Annotated in this window: 17 protein-coding genes; all 17 read right to left on the bottom strand. The window is 43.0% G+C overall.

Annotated elements, in window-relative coordinates:
- Positions 1 to 21: 21 nt before the first annotated feature.
- The gene (gene srtB, locus ACQRBN_RS05550; RefSeq protein WP_427737980.1) at positions 22 to 789 is read right to left on the bottom strand and encodes a class B sortase; all 768 of its coding nucleotides are present in this window, start codon (positions 787 to 789) and stop codon (positions 22 to 24) included.
- Positions 790 to 795: 6 nt separating this feature from the next.
- Positions 796 to 1,197, bottom strand: a complete 402-nt coding sequence (locus tag ACQRBN_RS05545) for a DUF6075 family protein (RefSeq protein WP_427737979.1) — start codon at positions 1,195 to 1,197, stop codon at positions 796 to 798.
- Positions 1,198 to 1,210: 13 nt separating this feature from the next.
- Positions 1,211 to 3,541 carry a VirB4-like conjugal transfer ATPase, CD1110 family gene (locus ACQRBN_RS05540; protein WP_055062744.1) on the bottom strand — a complete coding sequence of 777 codons (2,331 nt, stop codon included), beginning with the start codon at positions 3,539 to 3,541 and terminating at the stop codon, positions 1,211 to 1,213.
- Between the two features lie 74 nt (positions 3,542 to 3,615).
- The gene (locus tag ACQRBN_RS05535; RefSeq protein ID WP_427737978.1) at positions 3,616 to 4,266 is read right to left on the bottom strand and encodes a hypothetical protein; all 651 of its coding nucleotides are present in this window, start codon (positions 4,264 to 4,266) and stop codon (positions 3,616 to 3,618) included.
- Positions 4,267 to 4,368: 102 nt separating this feature from the next.
- Positions 4,369 to 4,737 (bottom strand): PrgI family protein, encoded by a 369-nt coding sequence (locus ACQRBN_RS05530; protein ID WP_118049505.1) that lies wholly within the window; start codon positions 4,735 to 4,737, stop codon positions 4,369 to 4,371.
- 135 nt (positions 4,738 to 4,872) lie between these two features.
- On the bottom strand, positions 4,873 to 5,709 hold the full coding sequence (locus ACQRBN_RS05525; protein ID WP_002594677.1) for a hypothetical protein: 837 nt from the start codon (positions 5,707 to 5,709) through the stop codon (positions 4,873 to 4,875).
- Positions 5,710 to 5,782: 73 nt separating this feature from the next.
- A complete protein-coding gene (locus ACQRBN_RS05520; RefSeq protein WP_015530024.1) occupies positions 5,783 to 6,145 on the bottom strand; it encodes a hypothetical protein in 363 nt (120 codons plus the stop codon).
- Positions 6,146 to 6,164: 19 nt separating this feature from the next.
- Positions 6,165 to 7,973 carry a VirD4-like conjugal transfer protein, CD1115 family gene (locus ACQRBN_RS05515; protein WP_427737977.1) on the bottom strand — a complete coding sequence of 603 codons (1,809 nt, stop codon included), beginning with the start codon at positions 7,971 to 7,973 and terminating at the stop codon, positions 6,165 to 6,167.
- On the bottom strand, positions 7,960 to 8,163 hold the full coding sequence (locus tag ACQRBN_RS05510; RefSeq protein WP_008789327.1) for a hypothetical protein: 204 nt from the start codon (positions 8,161 to 8,163) through the stop codon (positions 7,960 to 7,962). Before ACQRBN_RS05510 ends, ACQRBN_RS05515 begins: the two co-directional genes overlap by 14 nt.
- A gap of 12 nt (positions 8,164 to 8,175) precedes the next feature.
- On the bottom strand, positions 8,176 to 9,060 hold the full coding sequence (locus ACQRBN_RS05505) for an LtrC-like protein (protein WP_216421087.1): 885 nt from the start codon (positions 9,058 to 9,060) through the stop codon (positions 8,176 to 8,178).
- 6 nt (positions 9,061 to 9,066) lie between these two features.
- Complete coding sequence (locus ACQRBN_RS05500; RefSeq protein ID WP_427737976.1) at positions 9,067 to 9,861, bottom strand: PcfB family protein; 795 nt, start codon at positions 9,859 to 9,861, stop codon at positions 9,067 to 9,069.
- On the bottom strand, positions 9,845 to 11,230 hold the full coding sequence (locus ACQRBN_RS05495) for a relaxase/mobilization nuclease domain-containing protein (RefSeq protein WP_427737975.1): 1,386 nt from the start codon (positions 11,228 to 11,230) through the stop codon (positions 9,845 to 9,847). The genes ACQRBN_RS05500 and ACQRBN_RS05495 overlap by 17 nt, the downstream gene beginning before the upstream one ends.
- On the bottom strand, positions 11,221 to 11,562 hold the full coding sequence (locus ACQRBN_RS05490; RefSeq protein WP_427737974.1) for a plasmid mobilization protein: 342 nt from the start codon (positions 11,560 to 11,562) through the stop codon (positions 11,221 to 11,223). The genes ACQRBN_RS05495 and ACQRBN_RS05490 overlap by 10 nt, the downstream gene beginning before the upstream one ends.
- Positions 11,525 to 11,683 carry a DUF3789 domain-containing protein gene (locus ACQRBN_RS05485; RefSeq protein WP_087203228.1) on the bottom strand — a complete coding sequence of 53 codons (159 nt, stop codon included), beginning with the start codon at positions 11,681 to 11,683 and terminating at the stop codon, positions 11,525 to 11,527. The genes ACQRBN_RS05490 and ACQRBN_RS05485 overlap by 38 nt, the downstream gene beginning before the upstream one ends.
- 135 nt (positions 11,684 to 11,818) lie before the next feature.
- Positions 11,819 to 12,238: a DUF3846 domain-containing protein gene (locus ACQRBN_RS05480; protein ID WP_427737973.1), complete on the bottom strand. Its 420-nt coding sequence runs from the start codon at positions 12,236 to 12,238 to the stop codon at positions 11,819 to 11,821.
- Entirely contained in the window at positions 12,235 to 13,197 is a 963-nt protein-coding gene (locus ACQRBN_RS05475) for a DUF3991 and toprim domain-containing protein (protein ID WP_427737972.1), read from the bottom strand. The genes ACQRBN_RS05480 and ACQRBN_RS05475 overlap by 4 nt, the downstream gene beginning before the upstream one ends.
- 20 nt (positions 13,198 to 13,217) lie before the next feature.
- The gene (locus tag ACQRBN_RS05470; protein ID WP_427737971.1) at positions 13,218 to 20,537 is read right to left on the bottom strand and encodes a DEAD/DEAH box helicase family protein; all 7,320 of its coding nucleotides are present in this window, start codon (positions 20,535 to 20,537) and stop codon (positions 13,218 to 13,220) included.

Genomic DNA, 20,537 nt, shown 5'->3' with positions numbered 1-20,537 from the left:
AAAAATAATAGAGAGTGGGGTTTAATCCACTCTCTTAGCGACAACAACAAGCCTGCCATTGTTTCTTGAATATTCACAAGTAGAAAGAGAAATCAGCTTATCGCCATACTCTGCCGATACTCCGGTATCATACAGAGAAAGCTCCTTACACTTGGCAACATACGCATCAAACTCTGTCGCATTGTCTGCGTCTGTAAACTCATAATACTTAAAGCTGTCGGAGCTGTTTGTATAAACAACTGTCTTAAAGACTGCAATCACTTCATACTGGTGTCTGTCCGTCAGTGTATCGAAGGTAATAGTCTTATGCCCTTCCCAAAAGCTTTTATTTTTGTACTTCATCAGTCCGGTAAACATAGAACCGTCATTCATGTGATGTCCGTAAATAATGATGTTGTCTGAAGGTTTCTGCACATCACAATTTTCCTGCACATACGGACAGCCATAAGCAGAATAGGTCTTATCAAACTTGTGCTTCAGGTAAAAGTTCGGCTCATTTACAGACTGCACGACCGGATAATTGATATTGGTATCTTCAACCTTTATCCAACCCACCATATCTTCATTCTGTCGATAGAGTTCAAGATATTCAGCAAGATAGTCCTTATCTTCTGAAAACGTCACACCCTCATTTTCCTTTGGTGGCTCGTCCTCCACAATCTCCGCAAGGTTATCGTAGACTTCATTCTGCTTGGCAGAGTCAATGTGATTACGGATAATAAAGAAGGTGCTTACAGACAACACTACCGTAAGCACCACCGCAATAATAATATAAATTTTTCTGCTCATGTTCTCTTACCTTTCCATATCGTTTCTTTTAGGCGGGGTCAAATCCCTGCAATACTCCGGATACCTCAACTTGATACCCTCCATAAAATACGGAGCATATCCGCAGCAGAACAACTCCTCTGGTGTATAAAGATTTTCCCTGCCTTCTTCTGTAAATCCATTCCAAAGATTAAAGGCAAGGTGGCAGACCTTGACTGTGCCACTTGTCTGCCAACCTCCGTGCATACCTTCCGGTATGATACAGTCCCTCTTGAAATCAAACATCTTTCCGATGTTCATTCTCGTTTCTTCTGAAATCCCCATCACATAGAAAAATACTCTGTGATAACAGTCGTTGACTTTGCACTTATCCAGATTTTCCAATACAAAATCTCTGTGTGCAGCATTGCGAAATTGAATCTTAGACATTATAAATCCCTCCTTACGCTTCACCCGGTTTGGTCGTCATCAGTTTATAAAGTTTCGTGTTCTTCGGGAATTTGTTTGCAAACGGTACAAGCGAACTTCCCACCTTGATAAGTCCGTGTCCTGCTTCCACATTCGTGATATAGGACATCTGAAGGTCGGAAATATTCAGAAGTTTTGCAAGCTCAAGCCTGTCTGTGGAAGCCTGATTCAGCATAATGATAAACTCTGAGTTTGCAAGCATTGTTCTTGCTGTGTGGCTCTGCAAAAGGTCATCGACGTTCTGGGTAATTCCGCTTGCGTATGCACCGTATTTTCTCACACGCTTCCACAAGGTAAAGAGGAAGTTTGCAGAGTATTCGTGCTGGAACAGAAGATAAATCTCATCAATGAAGATAAAGGTATTCTTACCCTTTGCACGGTTCTGTGTGATACGGTTCAGGATAGAGTCAAGGACAACAAGCATACCAATCGGCATAAGCTGTTTACCCAAGTCAAGAATGTCATAGCAGATAAGGCGGTTATTGGTATCCACATTCGTCTGCTTTGCAAAAGTGTTCAGAGAACCATGCGTAAAAAGCTCAATAGCAAGTGCCAGTTCCTTTGCTTCCGGTTCGTCCTGCTGCAAAAGTTCTGCCCTGAAATCCTGCAAGGTCGGTATATGTCCCTGATAGTCATTCTGCTGATAACTGCGGTACACGCTTGCCGTGCAACGGTCAATGATAGACTTCTGCTTTGCTCCGAGATTTGTTCCGCCGATGAGCTGTTCACAAAGGGACATAATGAACTCAGATTTCAAAATGACAGGGTTTGCACCGTCGCCGTAATCCTTATTCATATCCATTGCATTGATGTGATTGTCGGAAGTAGCAGAAATATTGATTACTTCTCCGCCCATCGCATTGACAAGCTGTGAATACTCTCGTTCAGGGTCGATGATGATAATATCCGCATCTGAAGAAAGCACCTGATTGATGATTTCTCCCTTTGCCGCAAATGACTTACCGCCACCAGATACACCGAGAATAAAGGAGTTACCATTCAAAAGCTGCTTACGGTCTGCGATAATCATATTTTTGCTGATAACATTCTGACCGTAATAGATACCGTTCTCGTGGAATATATCCTGCACCCTGAATGGGATAAATACCGAAAGGCTCTCTGTTGTAAGTGTTCTGAACGCATCAATCTTTCTTGTTCCAAACGGCATTACCGTGTTGAGTCCATCTACCTGCTGAAATCTCAGTGTTGCAAACTGGCAAAGATGTTTTCTTGCTGTGGTAAGCAATGCTTCCGTATCATTCTCAAGCTGTTCCTTACTGTCTGCTGTAATAACCATTGTGATAACAGCGAACATCATTCTCTGGTCACGGGTCGTAAGGTCATCGAGGAACTCTTTCATTTCTTTCTTCTGCTGCTCCATATCATACGGAACAGTTGCAGAGAAGTTGTTATTGGCATTCTGCCTACGCTGCCAGTTTGTGATATTGGTTTCCACACCAAGCAGACGGTTCTCTGCTTCCTTTACTGCTTCATCAGTTGGAACGGGAACAATATCAATGGACATCATCAGATTTCTGTTCATATCCGTAAGTTCCGCTACCATACTGTCTTTGATATAGGACGCATATTCACGAAGAAAAAGGACTCTTCCATAACGGTTTCCCATCTTGAAATAGTCCTTTTCAAATTCCATTGTGTCAGGACAGATATAATCCTTAAAATCGTGTCCTTTTTTTCTTGTTTCCTTAATATCAAAATGGAAAGAGCTTTCCTCTCCCACACGATAAAAGTCGTGGAAAATACGAAGTCTTTCGTCTGTTTCCAGCTCCACACACTTACTTCCGAGCCTGCCGAAGTGAGCAATCAAATCCGCACCGACACGGGCGAAATAAGTTCTTGCGTCCTCCACACTCTTTTTGTTGATGGAAATGGTAATATACTTATCCTGAACAATGGAGTTTGCACCCGTTGCCTTATCAAGAAGCATTTTGTTGTATTCTTCTCGATACTCATCCAGATTATCTCCGGTTGTCGGAATAAGAATTGTCTGCTCAAAATCCAGTCTGTTGAGCCGACGATTATTGATTGTGATTTTTGTCGTTGCACCACTATCAAGAGAGTTCAGAAGTTCAGAATATTCAAGGAACATCGCTTCCTTATCCTCACGGCTTGCCACTGCATAGTTAATATCCGTAAAGCGGTAGGTCTTTGAATATTTATCCTTTCCCACTTTGAAAATGCCATCATCAAAGATAGCTGCCACGGGAATCACGTCCTGCACCCCTTTCGGTACAACAAATTTTTCTTTATCCTGCTTAAACAGGTTCGTAAGAGTCTTAATCATAAAAACTCATGACCTCCTTTTGGTAAAAAAATATCGCCACTGATTATAGTGACGATACATCAAATTGGTTTTATTTAGTTCCAGTGCTTTCTTGAATTATATACATTATTGACTGCTTCAATATAGCAAATGAAAGAGGAATGGTTGTAGTCGTTGGAAGTTAAATACTGATTTTTTATTCTCAGATACTGCTCTCTAACTAATGTCCATTTTCCTTTTTCTTTGATATACTTCGCTTTCTCTCTAATGTTTCTTGAATTAGGTGCTTGATTCCAGAAATATCTGTTTGGAAAACGTCGCTTATCGTGAATAAGGCGATGATAGTTCCCGTCTGTATCCTCGCAAACAATACAAATATCCATTGAAAATTCTGTACTATTCCCCTGATTAAAGTGCCGCTTTTCCGTTGTCAAAGATGAGGTAGAATCTTGGCAGTCGCTCCACCCATATTCTCTAAGAACAATATTGAAAGCCTTTCTGACACATTCTTTGATTTCTTTGCAATCTTCCCAATCATCTGTTCTTGTGATTTCAAGATTATAATCCAAATCAATCGGTCGATTAGCATTTTGTAATATCAGGTTTCTTGCACCACTACCCACGAGATAGAATGAAGCACCAATATCATATTCTTCTTTAAGCGTATGGCAAAGGTCTTGCATTATTTCTCCACATAACGAACGCATACGGCTCAGAAACTGTTTGTCTTCCACATACTTATACATATTAACATTTCTCCTTTCTTCCCAAGCCGCCCATCTAGTCAAATGCTAAATCATTATAGTATATTCAGAAAGCACTTGTCTGTCAATAGCTTAAATCTTATTTTATGTTTTAGATTCTCGAAAATGGTCTTTTTGCTTCTGTTCAATGCTTGGCTTCATCAGTTCGTAATACACATTGGTGGAGTGAAACACCAGCTTCTTCGGCATTAAAAACTCCGATTTTATCCACGCATAGATGGCTTTCTCTGCGGTCATACCGTTGTACTTCACAAAGCCAAGTGCCGCAAACGGGGCAGCACCCAAAATGCACACCCACGATACGGTTTCCGTGCCAACATACGGTCTGAGCAAGAAATACAGTCCTACTGCAACGCCACAAGCGAGAACAGAAAAAATGAACTGTCTAAGCGACAGTCCAAAAAACATTGACTCTGTATAATTTCTGATTTCTCGGTTAATTTTTACTTCCATATCTGTTTCCTTTCCTGCGATTTCGGTCGTTCTCCCTCACGCATTTATCATTCAGGCAAAAGACTTTGCCTTTCCGTTTACCGCCATAGTAAACACATTTCTTACAATCTCTTTGGTTCATCTCAAAATCTCTCCTTAAAGTCCCATCATTTCTCGGATAATACGGTCAGACATTTTCACTGCACCGACAAGAACGAGCATATTAAATACCAGTTCCCCGATATATGCCCACACCTGCGTAACTGCTGCTGCATCAGGATTAACCACTGGCGGCGATGAAGCAAATACGGAGAAAATAATACAAGCAAGTACAATGACTGCTCCCTCAAGCAGAACGGCACAATAGCTCTTGATAAAACTCTTGCCTACATTCTGTGTCGGTTCTCCTGCAAATGTGGAAAGCGGTATCGGTGCAAGTGCGGTGTACATATAAAGTTTGAAAAATCGTCCGTACACTGTCATTATCAGAATGAACGACAGCACCGTGATAAATAATCCTCCGATAAGCGTTACCGCCCACAAGGGAATACTCTCGAAAAATCCGCAGTCCTCTATGGTCGTTACCATCTCTGCGGGCAAGGTCGTCTGTTCCGGAGTTCCAAATCCGGCAGCATTCATAATGGTTGAAATCGTACCTTGCACAATATTAAATAATGCAAGCATAAGCTCCATTCCGTATGTGATAACACCTTTCGCCAGTGCAAAACGGACAAAGAGTTTTAAAGCGTGTTCCGGTTTCTTCACATCTGTAAAGCTGCCGCAGGTCTTTACCATACCTATCACGAAAAACAATACAAGCAAGGCAAGCCCGATAGCCTGAACTGCACCATTGATGTCAACGATAACCTTCCAGATATTCCCGCCCTTAAAGTTCTGCGGTGTAGTTGTGATGAGTGTCCATATTTCAGACAATTTTTCATTCCAAGTTTCAAGGGCATTTTCAAGATTTTGAACTACCCAGTTATCACTCATTCAAAGCACCTCCTTACAATTAAGGGGTGTTCCTTAACTTGGCACACCCCTCGATAACTGTGTAACACTTATCTTAGCCTGTGATAAGAGTAAGGATTTCTTTCGCAAAAGTGATAATGACACCGCCCGCAAGAGTCAGGAAGCCATTGGCTCTCTGAGAAGGGTCGTGAGATTTGAGTGAAAGACCGACCTGCACGATACCAAAGCCGAGTAAAATCATACCGATGGCACGGATAAGTCCGAAGATAAAATCAGACAGATTGTTGACTACAGTAAGCGGGTCATTCGCTGCAAATGCAGTCGTTGTCATTCCAAGTGCCAACGCACCGACAATAACCATTGTGCAATAAGCACGGAAGCCTTTCTTAACCTTTCCGGTCATAGGCAGTTTCTTTGTTTCCTGAGTATCAGTTGCTTTTTTCTTAAAAATAGTCATAGTTGAATACCTCCAAAATTTAATTTGTTTGATTGTTTATGAACAGAACTTCCATTTCCTCATCGGAAAGAAGTTCCCAATTCGTTTCTTCCATTTCCTTTTCAGGAACTGTTGCAGGGTCAATATCCCAAATGGCAATCGAAGCAATATCTTTTGTAACTTCTCCGTGCTTATAAGGACTTGCCTTTCCGTCTGTGGTAAGTGCCACATTCGGGTGTTTCATAATGTCATATTTGAAATCCATAATGGGTCTTTCCCCACGGATAAATAAAATAGCGTACTGATTATCGAGCATACGCACCTCATCAGGGGTAAGTAACTCTCTGCCGCTAATCTGATAGTTGGTGGAATAGTTACCGCTTCTTCCAGTACTCTTTCCGAACGTGTTGGTATCAATGGTTTCCTTGCCTAACAGCTCCGACACATATTTATGGGTTGACTGCTCATTTCCACCGAGGTAAAGAAATTCATCGCAGTTACCCACAATGCTCTCCCACTGTTTTTCAAACAAGGCTTTAAGCTGTGCCAAGTTCTGTAAGATGATGCTTACCGATACCCCACGGGAACGCATAACCGACAGTATCTTGTCGAAATCGTCCGGCAGTGAAACATTGGCAAATTCGTCCATCATAAAATGAACAGGCATCGGCAGACAACCGCCGTGGATATGGTCGGCTGCATAAAACAACTGCTGAAAGAGCTGTGTGTAAAGAATGGATACCAAGAAGTTGAAACTGGAGTCGTTATCCGGTATCAGTGCAAACAGCGCCACCTTTTTCTCTCCGAGTGACTGCAAATCCAGTTCATCGGCAGAAGTAAGAGCAGCAAGACTTTCCAAGTTAAACTTTTCAAGCCTTGCTGCAAGGGTTATCTGTATAGATTTTAATGTTTTGGAAGAACCGGAATGATAAGAGTGGTAATACTTCAAAGCAATGTGGTCAGGGTTATCTATCATCAAATCTGAAAACAGATTATCAAGCGGAGAAGGACTTGGGTCGTCCTCGTCCTCAATCGCCCCGGCTCTTAACATTTCCATTACCATTGCAAAATTCTGTTCTTCCGGCGGTGCTTCATAATGCAGATAAAATACAAGTGCAAGCAGAAGCATTGACGCTGCCGTATCCCAAAATGGGTCATTGCTCTGTGAACCTTTCGGAGTGGTACTCTTAAAAAGATTGGTTACGAGCTTCTGCACATCATTGTCATTCTGCAAATAAACAAAAGGATTGTAACAATGGCTTTTCTCCATTGAAATCAAATCAAGCACACGCACTTCGTAACCTTTCTTCTCAAGAAGATGTCCCGTATCTCGCAGGATTTCCCCTTTCGGGTCTAATATCACATAGCTGTTTCTTGCAGCGTTCATAATATTAGGCTTTGCATAAAACCTCGTCTTACCTGCACCGGAGCCGCCGCACACAAGCGTATTCAGATTTCGTCTGTGCTTCTTGGCATTAAGCCCAATGCACACATTCTGAGTCATCAGCTTATTTTCTGACAGCGGCTTTTGTCGGTACTTTTTATCAATGGCTCTGACATTGCCCCATTTAGCAGAACCATGTTCCTCTCGTCTGCGGTAATTCTTTCTTGTTGAGAAATAAATCCCGATACCCATTCCATAGCATAAAAGTAAAATGAGGACAGTTTTCAGGCTGTCCCCACATAATTTTATGGAAAATGGATTATCAAAGAGTGTCGCAAGATTGGCTGCTATCTCCGGCAATCCTCCGCTTATGGAAGGTGCAATCAGAAGTGCCAGCCATATGACCGGAACGATACCGACAATGGATAAAATAATGGCAGTCTGCCTGTCATTATCTCGCTTCATCTGAGCGTTTCCTTTCAATCACTTTGAACTTTTTCAATGGGGCATTTCCGACTTTTACAAGCAGGTCGTCTACTGCATCTGCGGACTTGCCTTCCTCCATCAACTTTGTTTTCTCATCATTTAAGGAGCGAATGACAACACCGTGTTCGTAATCGTCCAAAGCAATGTGGTAGAGTTTTTCTTTTTCCATATCTGCCCCCCATTATCTCTCATAGTCCTTTGAACGTTCCTGCTTCTTGCGGAACATTTCATCAGAGATATGACTGTGAATTTCTGCCATTGCATTTCGGGTCTTGGAAAGCTCCGCACGGATTTCTTTCGGCTCTTTGGAAGCCAGTCCCTCCGGAATGCGGTTAATCGCAAAATTCTGTGTATCTACTCCATACTTCTTGCAAAGCATATATCCGATACACACTGCCTGAAAGCCCATATCCCTACGGCTGTAACTTTCACTGTTGATAGAAAGCTGTGCGTGTCCGAGTTCCTGAGCGACACACTGGGCAACTGCTACGCTGTCGCCCACATTACGCTTCACATACAAGGTCTGCTTTTCATTATTATAGAAAGCTGCCATATTCGGATACGGAAGTTCATCGGTTGCCGCAACCTCCACCGGAGATACATCAAGCATTGTCGTGATAAGTGCTTTCGGGTCACGGTTTGCTGATACTGCCGGAGCTTTTCTTCCATTTGTCTGCGTAACATCAAATACCTTTTTGACATTGTAGGAAATACCCGGAGAACCATCTGCTCTTGTGTATTCCACTGGTTCAAGGATAGAAATACTCTTTGCCCCTTTGGTAATCTTCACATTGTCCTTACCCCAATCATCAAAATCTTTAAGCTGTGTCGCCTGCGGATACTGACTGTAAATAAGGAGAGCATTTGCTGCGGAATATCTGTCCATTCGACTCTGCGTATCAAGAAAGTTCTTGAACTTCTCAGGGTCACTCACAATCTCACGGGCAGCATCATCAATCATCTGATAGACTTTTTCTTTTTCTGCTCGCTTCTTTTCTGCATACTCCTCTTTGGATAATCTTGGCTGATTACCGCCAGCCTTTGCGGGTTTGAAATCATTTGTCATAGTGAATTACCTCTCTTTTGTTTTGGGTTTCTTCTTCGGCTGACGGTGTACCGTCTGACCGTTTTTCTGCTGCGGCTTCTTGCCGTCTTTCTTAACCTCCGGCTCTTTACGCTCTGCTTCTTTTTGCTGTTTTGCCTGTGCCTTGTAACGGTCAAGTTTCTCTTTGACCGATGGCTTTTCCACTGGCTTTGCAACACCCTTATCAGATTGCGTTTCTACCGGCTCTGAGTTTTGCCTTGACAGAGGGCTTTTGTCTGTTTTGGCGACTGAGGGGTTTTCGTTTGCTCGCTCCTCTTTCTGCATTGGATTTCTGACTGCTTCTTCCATAATGATTTCACTCTTGGATTTGGTCGGCTTTTCTTTCTCAACCGCTTCACGGTCTGCGATAGCCTTCTCTGCTTCACTGACAATCGAAGCCTTATCCACCTTGCCAAGTTCAAATCTTTCAACGATACGCTGAATTTTAGAAGCGTCCTCTGCTCTTGCAATAATATCTACCGGAGCGTTCTCTCCCTTTGTGTTCTTATCTCTGAGGACACAATAAAGAACGCCATAGCGTTTTGCCTGTTCGGTAAACTTCTTCAAATCCTTTTGCGGAATGGAAAAGACTTTCAGCTCCTTGCCTGACTTAATCATATTGGTAAGCCTTGCTTTGCCCTTCGTCTTTTGTTCCTGCTTCAGAACCGATACCAAAAGCAATGCGATATTCTTCGCCGCCGAACCGCTTAATCTTGCAGCAACTTCAAATCCTTCAAGCGAAAGCCTAACGACCTGCTCTGCTGCGTCACCACCGTTGTTCATAGCGTGATTTCTCCTTTCTCTGCTGTTTTTGTTCCTCTGTTTCGATATGCTCAAGGTTTTCTTCCATAACCTTTGACCTCTCCGCAATATTTTCGCAGAGTTTTACTTCCCGTCGGAGTTTCTTCAATTCTCCATTGATAGAAGCGATTTCATCTTTTGCCGCCTGAAGCTGACCATCATCAATATTTGTTCTTATCTTTTTTCGGAGATGTGTTCTTCCGGCAATCAGATTTTTCATCTGCTCCTCTAAGGAAGTCTTATGTGAAAAAAGCTGTTCGTCCGTGGAAATATTTTCTCGTCCGAGCAGCCTTACTTCATCAGTAATCTTATCGAGCTTCATCAAATCATCTTTCAAAAGATAATGAAGCCTTGCGTTATTCTGTTTCTTATACTTGGGCAGATAACCGAGTCTGTAACAGTAATACAGATACAGCCCATAAAGTCCGCCTTTCTTTTTCAGCTTCTGCCCTCTGGTCTGCATACGGTACTGTCTTGGTTTATAGGTCGCCCTCTGGAACGGCTCAATCTCTGCCCATCTGTCACGATTTTCTTTGATACGCTCTACAATCCGGTCATTGGTATAATCTGCTCCGAGATTTTTCAGTCGTATCGGCTTATCGTATCCCTTTGGAATGACCGTCCAGTATTTTCGGCTTGGACTTAGGTTATAGGCATATCCCATTTCCTTGAGAGCAAACTGAAATTCTTTCAGGGTCTTGCTGTGGTCGATAGCATAATCAATGGCTTCTTTTGCAACCGAGTAGCGTGTCGGCATACCTGCCTTTTCTTTCATCGTCAGATAATCCGACTGCTTACTGCGGTTCGGATTCGGATCATAGTAAAGTCCGTACTTCTCACAAATTCTGTCTGCAACTTTTCGGAATTTGAACCACGCTTTTTCCTCTCCCCACAAATGTTTGCCATCGACAAAAGAAATAGAGTTGATGACAAAATGGCAGTGCAGGTGCTTTGTGTTCAGATGGGTTGTCACAACAACCTGAAATCTTTTCCCCCACACTTCATTTGCAAATTCCATTCCGATTTTCTGTACCATCTCAGGAGATATATCTGTTTCCTTGAAACTCAAATATCCGTGATAGGCTTGGATACCATCTGTCTTTTGATACTGTTCCTTAACCGTTATGAACTGGTCACGGGCAATCGCCACATTACAGTTGATACCCTCAACATAAAATTCTCGCTCAGTTTTTTCTTCGTCCTTTGCATAAGCAATAACATCTGCAAGAGCCTGATACTGTTCCGGCGAAAATTCCCTTTTGATTTTGGCAGAAGTCTTTTCGGGATTGGTCGCATAGTCAATAACCTGACCGAGCCTTTCTGTTACCGACCACAACTTTGTTACTGCCATTTCATTTCGCTCTGATTTGGACGAAGATATGTCCTCTCAATCTCTGACTGGAACTCATTCCACTTTGCAGCTTCATTCTTCAGCATAGGTGCGTCAATGAAACCAAGCGTATTAGCTTTAGCCGCAAGCTGATTGATGTTATTACCGATAGAGGAAAGTTCCCTCATCACATCATAAAAGCGGTCATCGGGTTTCTCTTTCGGTTCGTAACCTCTGATAAGCAAACGGATAAGCCCTGCTTCGGAAAGACAAGCCTTCTTTGCCTTAGCTGCCAAATCCTGTGCTTCCTTGCGGTTAAAGCGTACAATCTTCTGAATGTTTCTCTTTCTCATAATCGGTATCTTCCTTTCTCTTTACTCTGCAATCTTTGTTAATCTGGAATAAGCACATCATCGTAACGCCAAGACAACTGCCGAGCAGTGTTCCGGCGGCGATAAGTAATAACTCTCTCAAATCAAGTTCTCCTTTCTCACGGGGTATTAGGGGCAACCCCTAACGAGCCTTTTACCGTTTGGGAAACTGTGTTTATCCAAATGGTCTGCTCGCTAAGAATAAACATCTCCTCCGGGTTGCCCCGTTCTCAGTCTACTATCTCTCATAATCCTTTGATTTCGGCTTAAAAGGTTCAGCCACGATATTACCGCCCACTTCCTTAGAAAAGCGTTCGGGATACTTGAACTGTTCCTTGTATTTCTTCATCATATCGTCCGGCAAGCTCTGAAAGCTCTCGCTCTCAGGCGGTGCATAACAGATAAAGAACTTGCCGCAGATAATATCTACCATCTCTTTCTTATCATTGTCCTGCACATAAACTGCACGGTTAAGCGGAAGTCCTCTCATCTTTCCTTCCTCATTACAGATGATTGCAACGTCATCATCAAAGGGCATATATTCTTCAATATCCCCGTCGACAACCTCCTGCATTGCTTCCAGAGTGTCGTCAATTACAATTTCCTTCGGGTACTTTTCCGGTTCTACCAAGAGAACTTTAATCTTAGAATCATTCATCGTTCTTCATTCCTTTCGTGTATTTTTTTATTGTAAATTTCCATCCGCATACAAAGAAAATCGTTGAAGTCCTTACCTGCTTTTGGTGGCTCATCAACGATTTCATACTTATCCGGCAGAATGGTTTTTAAGGTCTGTGCTGCCTTTCTGCCCGCTATATCATTGTCAAAATGGATACGGATTTTCCTGACAGATGGGTTACTGCCAAGATACTTTTCCAGTGCAATCGGCACTTTACTGTCCTCAATTTTCTTTGCCGGAGAATACACCCCGGACAGCGAAACAAAGCTCATTTCTTTCCAATCCTGCCCGTTCAGCTTCGCAAGCGTGGCATAGGATAATAAGTCAATGGCACACTCAAAGAGGTGTACTTCCTCCAAGTTTTCCTTACCAAGCCGAAAAGAATAATCTTTTTTACTGCCACTGCAATCGCCCATAATCCTACGCTTATTCGTGGAACGGTAGGCTGCATATTTCGGCTCTTTCTTCTCGTCATAGCCTACAAACACAACATTGTGATACGGCAGGCTCTCAAAGATAAGGTCATTAGAGATACAGTAATTGATGATTTCAAAATCTATTCCTCTCCCGAAAAGATACTCTGTAATTACTCTGTTGGAAGCACATTTTTCAGGGAGAAGAAGTGGTTTATTTTCCTCTTTTGGCTGTGGCTTTTCATAGACCGGAGCCTGAATCGCTGTGTGTCCGATAATGGTTTCCACCGCTTCAAGGAAGCTGTAACCTTTGACCTTAATCAGATAATCCAAAGCACTCCTGCCACCGATACCTCTCGACCACCATATCCATTTTCCGTTTGAAATCTTCAAACTGTCGTGGGTTCTGGTGCAATAGGTATTACCTGAAAACTTAACCAGCTCATACGGTTCATAATTTTTCAGATAAGTTAGTAAGTCCATCTGCTTCGCCTGAATGATTAACTCAGGTGCGATAAATGGCATATCGACCACCTCCTTCCTGTTTATCTCTCATACGATTTTTCCTTTCTGCCGCCGACTGCTTCGCCCTCATCAGGTTCTCCGCCGACAATCTCATTTTCTTTTTTATCCATATTGAGCAGGATATTCAGCTCATCAAGTCGGGCAGTTTTTGCCCTCAGTTCTTCCTCTTTGGCAAACGGCTTTTCGATTTCCTGCTTCGCTGTTTCAAACTGCTTCTCCGTATTTTCAAGGCTGTTTTTCGTATCAGCAAGTGCTTCCTCAAAGCGTTCTATGCCATTATCTATTCTCACGATATTACCGTGAGCGTCATCGCCAAGCGGTACATCTCTGCTCGTTTCGCCTTTCAGTTTCACAACATAATTACGCTGCACCGTATCAAAATACAGCTCCATTTGAAAGCCACGGTACTCGCCAAGTGGTATCGCATCAGGACTGTTCATTGACTTGCAGGCATTGATGATTGCCTGACCTGCTTCCGCTTTTTCGGCATAAGAAACACCCGATACCATCATTCCAAGCGGCTGCTCGTCTATCGGTTTCGGGTGTGATTTTGCTGTTTCAACATCTTTTGTAAGTCCCTCTACACGGGATTTTAAGTAAGCAATCTGTTGTGGATAGAACTTGATGACCTTATCCTCCAGTCCGTATTTCTCCGATAAGAAATTGGATTTTAACATCTTCAGCTTCTGCACCTGAATATCTAAGTCCATTTTTTCTTTGATATACGGATTGCCTGTTGCAAGCATTTTTATCTCTGCATAGGACAGTGCGGTTTCATCAATATCCTCTGCCGACCTAACCGGAGATTTGCTCGTCATAATCTGACTTGCGAACTTCTGCTTACCTTCCACAAGCTGATAGAGGTATGCATCAAAGGTCTGCTCTGTTACATAGCGGTAAATATCTACCTGCGGATTTTCATTGCCCTGACGGACAATTCTACCGGAACGCTGCTCCAAATCTGAAGGTCGCCACGGACAATCCACATCGTGAAGTGCAATAAGTTTGTCTTGCACGTTCGTCCCTGCTCCCATCTTCTGAGTAGAGCCGAGAAGCACTCTGACTTCTCCCTTGCGGGTCTTTTGGAACAGTTCTTTTTTCTTCATATCCGTGTCGGCTTCGTGTATGAACTTCACTTCACTTTCAGGAATACCTCTCTCAATCAGCTTCTTTCTGATGTCGTTGTAGACGGAAAATGTGCCATCATTCTTCGGAGTGGAAAGGTCGCAGAACACAAGCTGTGCCGATTTTTTGTCGATATTTTCTTCCCATATCCGATAGATGTTATCGACGCAGGCATTGATTTTACTGCCCTCAAAATCAGGCAGCATATCGTTTAGCATACGCTGGTCAAGAGCCAGTTTTCTTCCGTCATTCGTGATTTTCAGCATATTATCTACGCTTGAATCCACACCGCCGCCACGCACCTGCTCGGCTCTCTCTGCAAGGGAAGCAACCATTTCCTTCTGCATTTCCGACGGCTTTACTGCAATGTTATGGTACTTTGCTTCTGGTACTGGCAGGTTCAACATATCTGCTGTTTTAATGTCCGCTATCTCCTTGAACATTGCCATTAGTTCAGGCAAGTTATAGAATTTTGCAAACCTTGTCTTTGCTCTGTATCCCGTTCCTTCCGGTGTAAGTTCCACTGCCGTAATGGTTTCTCCAAAAGTGGAAGCCCAGGCATCAAAGTGCTGCAACCCATTTTTCACAAGCGTGTTGTACTGCAAATATCGCTGTATCGTGTAGAGTTCCACCATACTGTTTGAGATAGGTGTACCCGTTGCGAACACGGTTCCTCGCCCTCCGGTAATCTCGTCAAGGTAGCGACACTTCATAAAGAGGTCGGAAGATTTCTGGGCTTCCGTCTGTGCGATACCGCCCACATTACGCATTTTTGTATAAAGATAAAGGTTCTTGTAATAATGGCTTTCATCAACAAAAAGCCTGTCTACACCAAGTTCCTCAAATGTTACAACATCATCTTTTTTCGTCTGGTCATTGAGTTTATCAAGTTTCTGCTTGATAGATTTCTTTGACTTTTCAAGCTGCTTTATGGAGAAGTTTTCCCCTCGGTTTCGCTTGAGTTCTGCAATTCCTCCGGTTATCTCCTCAAGCTGCTGTTCTAAGATTGTCCTCTGTCTTTCAATGGACATCGGGATTTTCTCAAACTGTGAATGTCCGATGATAACTGCGTCATAATCTCCGGTTGCAATCCTGCCGCAGAACTTTTTACGGTTCTTGGTTTCAAAATCTTTCTTTGTTGCGACAAGGATATTTGCCGCCGGATAGAGCTGCAAATACTCAGCCGCCCATTGTTCGGTCAAGTGATTGGGTACAACAAACAGTGACTTGTTACAAAGCCCAAGCCTTTTCGACTCCTGTGCTGCCGCTACCATTTCAAAAGTTTTTCCTGCTCCGACTGCGTGTGCAAGAAGCGTATTTCCTCCATAAAGGATATGGGCAACCGCATTTTTCTGATGTTCCCTGAGTTCAATTTCAGGGTTCATACCATTGAAGATGATATGACTTCCATCATACTCACGAGGTCTGACGCTATTGAATTTCTCATTGTAGGATTTGCAAAGCCTTTCCCTGCGTTCAGGGGTAGACCATATCCAGTCCTGAAATTCCTGCTTAATCATTTCCTGCTTCGACTGAGCAATCGCTGTTTCCTTTTTATTCAGGACAGCCTTTTTCCTGCCCTCATCATCTTCGATATAATCAAAGATACGCACATCTTTTAAGTTCAACGTTTCCTCGATAATCTTATAGGCATTGATGCGGGAAGTTCCGTAAGTGTTATATGCCCTTACATTTCCTTTATCGTAAGATTTACCCTCAATATTCCACTCACTCGTAAATGGAGAGAAGTGAACTTTGATATTCCACTGTGCATAGCGTGGTGTTTCAAGCAAATGAAAGATAAACTCCTGCACATCGTCCGGTGGCAGCCAAGTTGCACCAAGTCGCACAGAAATTTCACTTGCAGTCAGGTCTTTCGGCTGCACCTTTTGAAGTGCTTCCACATTGACCTTATAATCTTCCGGATAGAGTTCTGCCGAGTTCTTTGCAATCTTCAGCTTCTCTCTGACATTACCCGAAAGGTATTCATCAGCCGTTAGATACTTCGGTTCGTAAGAATTTCCATACTCATAAAGCGGATTTAGGAAGATAACACCCTTTAAATCTTCAAAGATTTCATTCTCCGATTTACCGGAAAGCTCCATCATATAGTCCATATCAATCGTGGCTTTTTCTCCAAGAGATACCGCCAACGCTTCGCTTGCCGTATCAACAGAAGTAACCGGAGTATGCGGCTTGATTGTCCTCTTAGAAAACATATCAGCCTTACGCTCCAGTTCTCCGTCCTCTCCGATTATTTCCAATGCGGAAAGCAAAGAGAATGAACTGTCCTGCGAAAAAGCAGAAGTATTTGCACGGCTGTTAATGAGTCCGTACTTACCTGAAAAGGTATCATAAAGTCTGTTTAATCTCTCCTGCTCCGCTTTGATTTCACTGTCGGGGTAATCTTCTGTCTGCAATTTAATCAGCGTTCTGACGGAATTTCTAATAGCAATCATACCCTTAATTCGGTTCTCTGCGGTTGCCGACACTTCCACCGGAGTCATACGGGAATTTTCACGATAGTAGATTTTATCGTCCACCACCGTATAGGAAAAGTTTCTCACTGTCGGGTCTGCCGGAATAGAATTATCTTCCTCCTCCAGTTCTTCCTCGGCTTCATATTCCGTGATTTCTCCGTGAATGTTTGCTACTGCTTCATCAAGCTGTGCTGCAAGGTCTGCATTTTCATACGGCACACAAGTTGCTTCCATACCGAAACGCCCCGATACCATTTTCATTTCTCCAAGTATCATTTCGGGGTGCTGCACAAAATAAGAGTTCATCTTAATTCCGTTCTCATCGGTATCAAGATGAACCCAATCCGGCTCAATATCTATCAGTCTGTCACGTTTTTGCAGGATAAGAATATCTGAAACGACTTCCGTTCCTGCATTACCCTTAAAGGTGTTATTCGGCAATCGGATTGCTCCAAGAAGCTCTGCCCTCTGTGCAATATATTTTCGTACCGCCGAGTTTTCCTTATCCATTGTGCCTTTGCTTGTTACAAGAGCCATTACACCGCCGGGTCTTAACTTATCAAGGGACTTGGCAAAAAAGTAATCGTGTATCAGGAACTTATGCTTGTCATACCTTTTATCCGATACCTTAAAATCTCCAAAAGGTACATTTCCAACCACTCCATCAAAGAAGCTGTCCGGCAGATTTGTTTCTTCAAATCCTTGTGCCGCAATGGTTGTTTTCTGGTAAAGCTGCTGTGCAATCCCTGCGGAAATCGTATCAAGTTCCACACCGTAAATCTTACTGTCCTGCATTGCGTCCGGCAACATACCGATGAAATTGCCGATACCGCAGGACGGCTCTAACAAGTTGCCCTCCTGAAAGCCCATCTGCTCCATTGCCTTATAAATGGCTGTGATAACTTCAAGCGGCGTGTAGAACGCAGTCAATGTGCTTTCTCTTGCCGAAGCATATTCCTCCGGTGTTAATACCGAAGAAAGTTCCAGATATTCCGTTGCCCACGCTGAATTATTTTCATCAAAGGCTTCTGAAAGCCCACCCCAACCGACATACTTTGATAAAACAATCTGTTCTTCAGGCGTGGCAAATCTGTTTTCTTCCTGACATTTTTTGAGAAGCTGTATTGCCATAATATTTCTGCGGAAGCGTTCCTTTTTACCAACCGTTTCAACCTCATTTTTTCTAAGATTAAAGGTGTGACGGTCTGCCATAGGCACATCAGGGTGCAAGTCAAAGCCTTTGACTTTTTTCTTCTGCTCCCAAGCGGGAACTACCGGCTCAGGCTCTTTATCATAACCGTTTCCTATGCGATATCCCTGATGATACATCTCATCATAGCTGTCAAAACCTGACTGCGAAGCTACTATCTCTCGGTAATCTTCAATCGGCATACTGCCCATATTGGTCTGAACTTCTTCCGTTTCATTTCTTTCTTCGGCAGGTTCTTCCTTTACAATCAAATGCTCATTCATCGGGTTCTCTCGCACTTTTCTGTCAAACTCTGTGCGTGAAAATTCCTTATTGAACAGTGGAATATCATAGTCATAGAGCATTACTCTCTCATCATCAACAGATAAGATTTCGTACTCAGAAGCGCCGATATACACCTTATCGCCAAGATGATATTCATACTGCACATCTTGTAGCTGTTCTGCTTCTTCAGGTTCTTTTTCGGCTGGTTCTACCTCCTGCTCCGGCGGTGCATTAGAGAGTATCTCTCGGTTTCTTTTCGTTTCCTCGATTTTGGCTCTGCGTTCCTCTTGACTTTCAAGCCACTGAGGATAGCGTTCTTTTTCCTTTGGATTTAAGTATCTGTCCATTCGGATAAGTTCCCCGATACGTTTCTCCACCTGCGACCACGAAAGCGTGATATGTGGCTTCTCTTTACCGATGCCTTTCGTAATCGTAATACCTTTTCCGTCGTGGCTCTCATCAATGCCTGCCCCGATTATAACGGGATAAGAACCGCCCCAACCGTATTCATTTTTCAAGAAGTCGGCATTTTCTTTTGCAGAAAGACTTTTTTCAAACTGCTCATAGATACGCATTTTCCCCTCAGAAAATCCGCTTCCATTCGCAAGAACAGCATCGATAATCTCCTGAGAAAAAACAAAGGCAGAGGTTTTCTTTTCCTCTGCCCAACCGTCTAATATGAATGTCATCTGACCGTCCATTGACGGTAATGGTTTTATGCTGTCACTTAATTCTCCCAGTAATCGCATAGCTTCAAAATGTCGGGCAATAACAGCCCAATCATAATAGCTCTGTGCGGTTCTGCTGTCGTATTTGCCCTCCCACAAATGCAGAACGTTTTCAAAGGTCTTGTACCCTACTGTCCTGCCGTCCTCTAAAGTAAGTTCGGTATAATCATTATTGAAAATACTCTTTATATACTCTGTGCGGTCTTTGTTATCAGGATTACGTTCATAATAATCTTTAATTTTTTCCAGACTTGCTGACAAATGTGGTGTCGTTCTGAGAATTTCATTGATTACTTCATCACGCCCAAAGAACGGAAGGCTTTTATCTTCGTGCGTTCTGTCGTAATACTCTAAGCGAATATCACTTCCGCTTTCACGATTTCCTGTGCCGAGCTGCGAAGGGAGTTCATCAGACGAACCCATTTCATCATATCCTCTGCTTTCATCTGTTCGGTCACTCCCTCTTTCTGTGCCATCTGGCTCAGGATTGTTTCCTCCATCTTGCTGGCTCTTTGTTCCACTTCCGCCAAGTGCTGTGTCAGTTCGCCCCTCGTCAGGAGATTGTAATAAAGGACTCTGTGATGTTCCTTCAGAAATTCTCTCCTCATCTGAGCGTATCTGCCCAAAGTCACTTCCGGCTGCTGTGGAAGTTTCAGGTTCGGAAGGCTGTAATCGCCCACCATCGTGTAGGTCAGTTCGTTCATTGTCCAAACTCCTTTCGTCGTTATTTTCAACCTTATTGTATTCATTTCTGTCCTGACCGACAATTATGCGATTTTGACGGTTGAGTGCAGTAATTGTTTTAGATACTTCCGTCAATCCCATTTCTGCAATATCACTGGTAGCAAATCCAAGTGCATTGAGTGTTTCCTGCGTATTGAAATTGGTAACATCTCTGAAATCATCAAGTTCAAAATAACCATCCGTATCGATGCCAAGCCTTGACATCATCATATATGCCACACTGTTTGCTACAACATTTTTATAAATGGAAGCTACAATATCCTCTTCCACTTCCTCAAAGGAACTGCCCTCGGTTGCATAGTAAAGGTCTTGCAGATAATCAGGGATATTATCCTCTGCCGCATTTCTTGCTGCTCCCATAATTGCTTCGGCAAGACTGCTCTTATTCTCAATCTCTCCGAAAGTGCTTTCCAATGTTTCAATCACATCAGCTTCGTATTCCTGACGCATATCCCAAATCGGGACTGTTCTTGAATATCTGCTTTCGTGAGTATCTGAAATGTCAAAGTAATGTGTCAGTCTTTGCCGTGAACGGTTTTCATCAGCAAAAACAGCAATACCTCTTGCACCTCGGTTGACCCATCTGCCAAAAATTTTGTTCCACTGCTCTATCTCAAGAACCGCTGTTGCATCAGGTCGCTGTGCATATACAAGAAGCTGTTCGTCATAACGTAACTTATAATTTCGGCAAGCCGAAGCTAAGAATGCCTGCCAGTTCTGAGGATTTGACACAACCGTTTTGCAGGTGCGGTTGTAAAGTTCAGAAATAAGGTCATATTTTCGTGCCAT

This window comes from Bariatricus sp. SGI.154, from assembly GCF_050313795.1.
GTDB lineage: Bacteria > Bacillota > Clostridia > Lachnospirales > Lachnospiraceae > CAMBRQ01.
The sequence above is the reverse complement of the archived record's forward strand: the minus strand, read 5'-3'. Positions and strand labels throughout refer to the sequence as shown.

What these genes read in the sequence shown, in the direction of transcription:
- ACQRBN_RS05500 (WP_427737976.1), bottom strand. Translation starts at nt 9,861, where the DNA reads ATGAACAACGGTGGTGACGCAGCAGAGCAGGTCGTTAGGCTTTCGCTT.
- ACQRBN_RS05520 (WP_015530024.1), bottom strand. Translation starts at nt 6,145, where the DNA reads ATGACTATTTTTAAGAAAAAAGCAACTGATACTCAGGAAACAAAGAAA.
- ACQRBN_RS05530 (WP_118049505.1), bottom strand. Translation starts at nt 4,737, where the DNA reads ATGGAAGTAAAAATTAACCGAGAAATCAGAAATTATACAGAGTCAATG.
- ACQRBN_RS05545 (WP_427737979.1), bottom strand. Translation starts at nt 1,197, where the DNA reads ATGTCTAAGATTCAATTTCGCAATGCTGCACACAGAGATTTTGTATTG.
- ACQRBN_RS05495 (WP_427737975.1), bottom strand. Translation starts at nt 11,230, where the DNA reads ATGGCAGTAACAAAGTTGTGGTCGGTAACAGAAAGGCTCGGTCAGGTT.
- ACQRBN_RS05535 (WP_427737978.1), bottom strand. Translation starts at nt 4,266, where the DNA reads ATGTATAAGTATGTGGAAGACAAACAGTTTCTGAGCCGTATGCGTTCG.
- ACQRBN_RS05515 (WP_427737977.1), bottom strand. Translation starts at nt 7,973, where the DNA reads ATGAAGCGAGATAATGACAGGCAGACTGCCATTATTTTATCCATTGTC.
- ACQRBN_RS05480 (WP_427737973.1), bottom strand. Translation starts at nt 12,238, where the DNA reads ATGAATGATTCTAAGATTAAAGTTCTCTTGGTAGAACCGGAAAAGTAC.
- ACQRBN_RS05475 (WP_427737972.1), bottom strand. Translation starts at nt 13,197, where the DNA reads ATGCCATTTATCGCACCTGAGTTAATCATTCAGGCGAAGCAGATGGAC.
- ACQRBN_RS05525 (WP_002594677.1), bottom strand. Translation starts at nt 5,709, where the DNA reads ATGAGTGATAACTGGGTAGTTCAAAATCTTGAAAATGCCCTTGAAACT.
- ACQRBN_RS05505 (WP_216421087.1), bottom strand. Translation starts at nt 9,060, where the DNA reads ATGACAAATGATTTCAAACCCGCAAAGGCTGGCGGTAATCAGCCAAGA.
- ACQRBN_RS05470 (WP_427737971.1), bottom strand. Translation starts at nt 20,537, where the DNA reads ATGGCACGAAAATATGACCTTATTTCTGAACTTTACAACCGCACCTGC.
- ACQRBN_RS05540 (WP_055062744.1), bottom strand. Translation starts at nt 3,541, where the DNA reads ATGATTAAGACTCTTACGAACCTGTTTAAGCAGGATAAAGAAAAATTT.
- ACQRBN_RS05490 (WP_427737974.1), bottom strand. Translation starts at nt 11,562, where the DNA reads ATGAGAAAGAGAAACATTCAGAAGATTGTACGCTTTAACCGCAAGGAA.
- ACQRBN_RS05510 (WP_008789327.1), bottom strand. Translation starts at nt 8,163, where the DNA reads ATGGAAAAAGAAAAACTCTACCACATTGCTTTGGACGATTACGAACAC.
- srtB (WP_427737980.1), bottom strand. Translation starts at nt 789, where the DNA reads ATGAGCAGAAAAATTTATATTATTATTGCGGTGGTGCTTACGGTAGTG.